This is a genomic window from Pseudomaricurvus sp., from assembly GCF_965662505.1.
Classification (GTDB): domain Bacteria; phylum Pseudomonadota; class Gammaproteobacteria; order Pseudomonadales; family Cellvibrionaceae; genus Pseudomaricurvus.
In genome coordinates this window covers 1-5,419 of record NZ_CBFIHX010000178.1, presented here as the reverse complement: position 1 = coordinate 5,419, position 5,419 = coordinate 1, and the positions used below count along the sequence as shown (strand labels likewise).

General features: G+C 52.7%; 5 protein-coding genes. 1 reads left to right on the top strand and 4 read right to left on the bottom strand.

Annotated elements, in window-relative coordinates; translation table 11 throughout:
* The 4 genes from ACTG33_RS16030 to ettA all read right to left on the bottom strand — a co-directional run.
* Window positions 1–540, bottom strand: a 540-nt coding sequence (locus ACTG33_RS16030; RefSeq protein WP_439136229.1) for a hypothetical protein, incomplete at its 3' end; no start/stop codon positions are given.
* Between the two features lie 311 nt (window positions 541–851).
* A complete protein-coding gene (locus tag ACTG33_RS16025; protein ID WP_439136228.1) occupies window positions 852–1,277 on the bottom strand; it encodes an Hsp20/alpha crystallin family protein in 426 nt (141 codons plus the stop codon).
* 92 nt (window positions 1,278–1,369) lie between these two features.
* Complete coding sequence (locus tag ACTG33_RS16020) at window positions 1,370–1,738, bottom strand: TraR/DksA family transcriptional regulator (protein ID WP_439136227.1); 369 nt, start codon at window positions 1,736–1,738, stop codon at window positions 1,370–1,372.
* A 211-nt stretch (window positions 1,739–1,949) separates the two neighbouring features.
* The gene (gene ettA, locus ACTG33_RS16015) at window positions 1,950–3,614 is read right to left on the bottom strand and encodes an energy-dependent translational throttle protein EttA (protein WP_439136226.1); all 1,665 of its coding nucleotides are present in this window, start codon (window positions 3,612–3,614) and stop codon (window positions 1,950–1,952) included.
* Window positions 3,615–4,091: 477 nt separating this feature from the next.
* Here ettA and ACTG33_RS16010 point away from each other — a divergent pair.
* A partial coding sequence (locus tag ACTG33_RS16010) for a diguanylate cyclase domain-containing protein (RefSeq protein ID WP_439136225.1) occupies window positions 4,092–5,419 on the top strand: 1,328 nt, incomplete at its 3' end.

Genomic DNA, 5,419 nt, shown 5'->3' with positions numbered 1-5,419 from the left:
TGAATTGTCCTCGGGCTGGCGAAAGTAGAGCAGAGCGGCAAAAAGTTCAGATGGTCTGTCGATGTGATAGCCGCGTATTTCACGCTCTTTCATGGTGTAGTTAACATAGAACTGACATTCCATGGAGATGTCCGCATCTTTGGCCAGTCGATCTGCCCGTCCGCCTGGGCGCATGCCCACGTTGGCTTTTTCCAGCGGTTTATTCAGTTGTTCTTCAATGTCTGGATAAAGCCGACGAATTTCCTCGCCAAAGAGGCTGAGCAGCTCATGGAAAAAATCGGATGAGGTGTGATAGCTGAAGAAATCCCGCCAAAGTTCAGAAATGCTCTGATTTTGGGTGACTTTGCAGGCAGGATAATCGTACCACGTGTCTTTTTGGGGCTTGCCGTCCATGATGGTTTCTGCCGGCGGTAGAGAGTTTTGCAGAGTTTCAAAAAGTTCAGGATCCAGTGCGTTTTCAATGATGATGTGCGGATAGGGCGTTGTTTTGACTTGGGCTTTGGTTGCTTTTGATAAAACACTTAACGGGGCGGGTGCCATGGTTAATTCCTTGTGTATTTTTCTGCCATTATTAGCTGGCATCGTATTTCAGCTAATTGTCGTATTTTAGTTATATATTGTCTTTCAGTCACACATCGTCTTTCAGTTGCACATGTATTCTGGCCGGTGCACATAGTTTTCAGAAAGTTGCACATAGTATTCAGAAAGTTACACATAGTATTCAGGGCTTTTGACGCCCCTGCAAGAAGTTGCGAGAAGCTTTTAATGAGTAATACAGGGCGGGTACCCAAGAGGGTCCTCAGCTTGTGGGCTGACCCTCTTGAGTAGATGGTAGAGATTGGCAATCTTGTCTAGTGAATGTCGATCTTGCGACTGCTGGCCAGTTTGGTTTCTGACTTCGGGACAGTGAGGGTCAGAATTCCGTTTAGAAACTTGGCGTCAATGTCGTCCTGTTTTACGTCGTTGCCGAGATTAAAGGTGCGGACGAACTTTCCGTAGCGCCGTTCCTGGCGAATAATGCGCCCGTCTTTTTCCTCTTTGTCTTCCTGATGACTCTCCGCCTGTATGCAGAGCACTCCGTCTTCCAGAGTGACCTCTACATCGTTCTTGTCGATCCCTGGCAGTTCCGCACTGATGAGGTACTGGTTCGCTTTTTCCCGGACTTCGATGCGGGGTGTAAAGGACGATTTCTGTTTGTCGCTTAAAAGGTCCGGCGTACGGAAGCGGTCGAACAAATGATCAAAATCGAACATGGAGTTGCGTGGAATTAAGCTCATATTGACCTCCTTTATTGCTGTGGTGCATGAGCTTAAACAGTATAGAACAGGACCGTAATCTTGCTGCCTTGTTGGCGGTTGGGCGATAAATCCTAGTGGGTATGAGAGGCACAACGGATGCAGAGTTCAGCGGCGGGCATCGCTTTCAGTCGTTGGCGGCCGATAAATTCACCGCAGTGGCTGCATACGCCGTAAGTGTGGTTTCCCAGCTTTTGCAGGACATTGTGTATTTGCAGCAACTCCTGGGCGGTTTGGCACGCAATGCGTTCCAGCACTTCGTCATTTTCCCGTTCCTGAGCCTGTTCCTGCCAGTCGGGGTGGTGTTGCTGATGCAGGTCGATTTCCAGTGCCGAGAGCCGTTGTGAGAGCTCCGCTTGTCGGCGGAGCAGAAGTTTACGGGCTTCCAGCTGTTGATTGATGAGGGGGTCGGGTTGATTGGCATGGGGTACTGGCTGGCTCATGGCGGATTCCTGTCGTATTAACAGATTCTTCTGATGTGGCAAACAGTATGCGCGGGGGGAGTGGGTGAGTTATTGAGCTGGATCAAGAAACGTTGGGATTGTTGCGAGAGGGTTGCTGAATCGGAGGCTGTTTATTTGGAGACTGTTGGGATTGGGGGGGCGATGGAGAAATCTGACCCTGGCTGATAGCCAGGGTCTTAGGTCTTAGGTCTTAGGTTTTGAGTTTTTTGTACTGCATGCGATGCGGTTGTGCATCTTCGCCTTTACGGGCAACCAGGTCTTCGTGGTATTCCGTGTAGTTGCCTTCAAAGAACTCGATGTTGCCATCGTCTTCATAGGCGAGAACGTGAGTTGCCACGCGGTCGAGGAACCAGCGGTCGTGCGAGATCACCAGTGCGCAGCCGGGGAAGTTCAGCAGGGCTTCTTCCAGTGCGCGCAGGGTTTCTACGTCCAGGTCGTTTGAGGGTTCATCGAGCAGCAGCACGTTGGCGCCCTGTTTCAGGGTGTGAGCCAGATGCAGGCGTCCGCGTTCACCACCGGACAGTTCGCCCACACGTTTTTGTTGGTCGCTGCCCTTGAAGTTAAAGCGACCGACATAGGAGCGGGAGCTGACTTCGTAGTTGCCGATTTGGATGATGTCCTGACCGTCGGAAATTTCTTCCCAGACGGTTTTGTTGTCGTCCAGATTCTCTCGGCTCTGTTCGACAAAGGCGACGTTGACGGTGTCACCCAGTTCCACTTCACCGCTGTCCGGCTGCTCTGCACCGGCAATCATACGGAACAGGGTGGATTTACCGGCCCCGTTTGCGCCGACAATACCGACAATAGCGCCTTTGGGGATACTGAAGCTCAGATCTTCAATCAGAACCCGGTCGCCAAACGTCTTGGTGACGTTGTGGAAATTAATGACTTTGTCGCCCAGACGCTCACCGGGTGGAATGTAAATTTCGTTGGTTTCGTTGCGGGTCTGAAATTCCTGCGACTGCATCTCTTCAAAGCGTGCCAGACGAGCCTTGTTCTTGGCTTGGCGGCCTTTGGGGTTCTGACGCACCCATTCCAGTTCTGCCTTGATGGCTTTCTGGTGAGAGGCTTCAGAGCGTTGCTCCTGCTCCAGACGGGCCTCTTTTTGCTCCAGCCAGCTGGAGTAATTGCCTTCGTAAGGGATGCCGCGACCGCGGTCCAGTTCCAGAATCCAGCCGGCGGCGTTGTCGAGGAAGTAGCGATCGTGGGTGATGGCTACCACGGTGCCGGGGAAGTCCACCAGGAAGCGTTCCAGCCAGTAGACGGATTCGGCATCCAGGTGGTTCGTGGGTTCGTCCAGCAGGAGCATGTCCGGGCGCGACAGCAGCAGACGGCACAGGGCCACACGGCGGCGCTCACCACCGGACAGCTTGGTCACGTCGGCGTCCCAGGGCGGCAGGCGCAGGGCGTCGGCGGCGGCTTCCAGCTTGTGATCCAGATTGTGGGCGTCCCACGCCTGGATGATGTCTTCCAGCTGGCCCTGCTTTTTCGCCAGCGCGTCAAAGTCGGCGTCGGGTTCGGCGTAGTCGGCGTAGACCTGATCCAGCGCTGTGAGCGCGTCTATGGCTTCACGAACGCCATCTTCGACGTTGCCGCGCACATCTTTTTCCGGATCCAGTTGTGGTTCCTGAGGCAGATAGCCCACTTTGATGCCGGGCATGGCGCGTGCTTCACCGTTAATGTCGGTGTCGATACCGGCCATGATGCGCAGCAAGGTGGATTTACCGGAGCCGTTCAGACCCAGAACACCAATTTTGGCGCCAGGAAAGAAAGACAGGGAGATGTCTTTAAGAATTTCACGTTTGGGCGGAACTACCTTGCCCACTCGGTTCATGGAGTAAACGTACTGTGCCATATGGCTGGAAACCTCAGTGCGAGTTAAAAAATGAGTCAGGCGTCTGGCCGTTACAGACTGGGACACCGTGAAGTGGGCGCAAGTGTGGGAAAAAGCCGCGGCGTAGTCAATAGAGAGGCAAATAGAGAGCCAATTAGAGAGCCAACTAGAGGGTCAGTTTAGAGCGTCAATAGAGTGGCTCTTGAGTTAGATCCTGTCGTTGTAGTCGGGCGGCTGATCTAGATGACTTTTCAATAATGAGACGATCGTAGCCCCCGGATGCCGTTCTCTTTCTATACTTGAGCCAGAATTATAGTCCTGTGTCCCGAAGGGTGGAGGTAAAAACAGGACAAAAAACTCATAAACAGTGACTGCTGCCCGCGCCGGTCAATGTGGGCAGTAAAGCACGATGCATTCAGAGAAGTATTGTCAGAGTAGGGCTGAAAGAATAGCGCTGAGCGAGTAATAGACAGTACTAAAAAGAGGAGGGGGCTACGGGTGACCTTGCAGCAGCCGCAGAGTGGCAATGTAATCGAATCAAGTCTGGGCAGTCGCTTGCTGGAGCAGTTGGCTGATCGTCTCAGCGACCTGGTGCTGGGCGTGAATCTTGACGGTTCGCTGTATTATGTCAGCCCCTCCATTGAGGGGTTGCTGGGTTACAGCAATCTGGTGTTTCAGCGTCTCTACAATCAGGCGTTGGAGTATCAGCAGTTGAGTTGCAACGATGATCAGCGTTTTTCAGTATTGCAGCGTTACTTGCAGCGCCAATTGGCAACGCTGTCCACGGTTTCGCCAGAAGCTTTAGAGAAGACCGCGGAAGAAAGAGTCCATGTGGTTGATCGTGACGATGCGGGGTCAGAGGTGTTGCAAGTCTCTCATCGGGATGGTTTCCGTGTATCCCTGAATCTGCAAGTGGTGCCTCTGGTGGGACGAGGTAATGCCCCGGAAGGATTGATCTGTATCGGTTGTGATGTGGGGTCACGCAAACACAGCACTGAGGCAATGGCTCTGGCGATGAAGGTGTTTGAAAATAACCTGACCGCCATTTACATCACCAACGCTCAGGGATTGATCGTGCAGGCTAATCAGGCGTTTGAGCGTCTGACCGGATACAGTCTTGATGAAGTGGTTGGCGAGTCGCCCCGGATGATGGATGTCAATCGTTACACCCAGTCTTATTTCCAGTCCATCCACGACAATCTTGAGCGCAAAGATTTTTGGGAAGGTGAGATACAGCACCGTCGCAAAGATGGACGCGTGTTTCCGGCGTGGGTGGCGATTTCTGTATTGCGCGATCACAACCGTAAAGTGGTCAATACCATCAGTTATTTCTCGGACATCACCGAAAAAAAACACAGCGATACCTTGATTCATCGGCTGGCATACTTCGATTCTCTGACGGGCTTGCCCAACCGCACGTTACTGACGGATCGTTTGAAGCAGTCGATCGCGCGAGCTAAAAGAGCTGGTCAGCAAGTGGCGCTGTTGCTTCTGGATCTGGATCATCTGAAACAAGTTAATGACAGCTTTGGTCACGCTTTGGGAGACACGTTATTGCAGCAGGTGGGGCAGCGGTTGCAGGATTGTGTCCGTGATGAAGATACGGTTGCCCGCGTCGGCGGTGATGAATTTGCTGTACTGGTATCCGGTCTGGCGGATCGAATTCAGGGCATGACCGCAGTTGCTCGCTTGGCGGAGAGTATTTGTTACCGGTTGGCACAGCCGTTCACGATTGGTGCCCGACAGATTGAAACCGCGGCGCGTGCGGGTATTGCCTTTTTTCCTGCCGACGGCAGCGAAGTGGATACATTGTTACGCAATTCGGA

Excerpts from the sequence above, each read along its gene's own strand:
- ettA (WP_439136226.1), bottom strand. The coding sequence starts at position 3,614 with ATGGCACAGTACGTTTACTCCATGAACCGAGTGGGCAAGGTAGTTCCG.
- ACTG33_RS16025 (WP_439136228.1), bottom strand. The coding sequence starts at position 1,277 with ATGAGCTTAATTCCACGCAACTCCATGTTCGATTTTGATCATTTGTTC.
- ACTG33_RS16020 (WP_439136227.1), bottom strand. The coding sequence starts at position 1,738 with ATGAGCCAGCCAGTACCCCATGCCAATCAACCCGACCCCCTCATCAAT.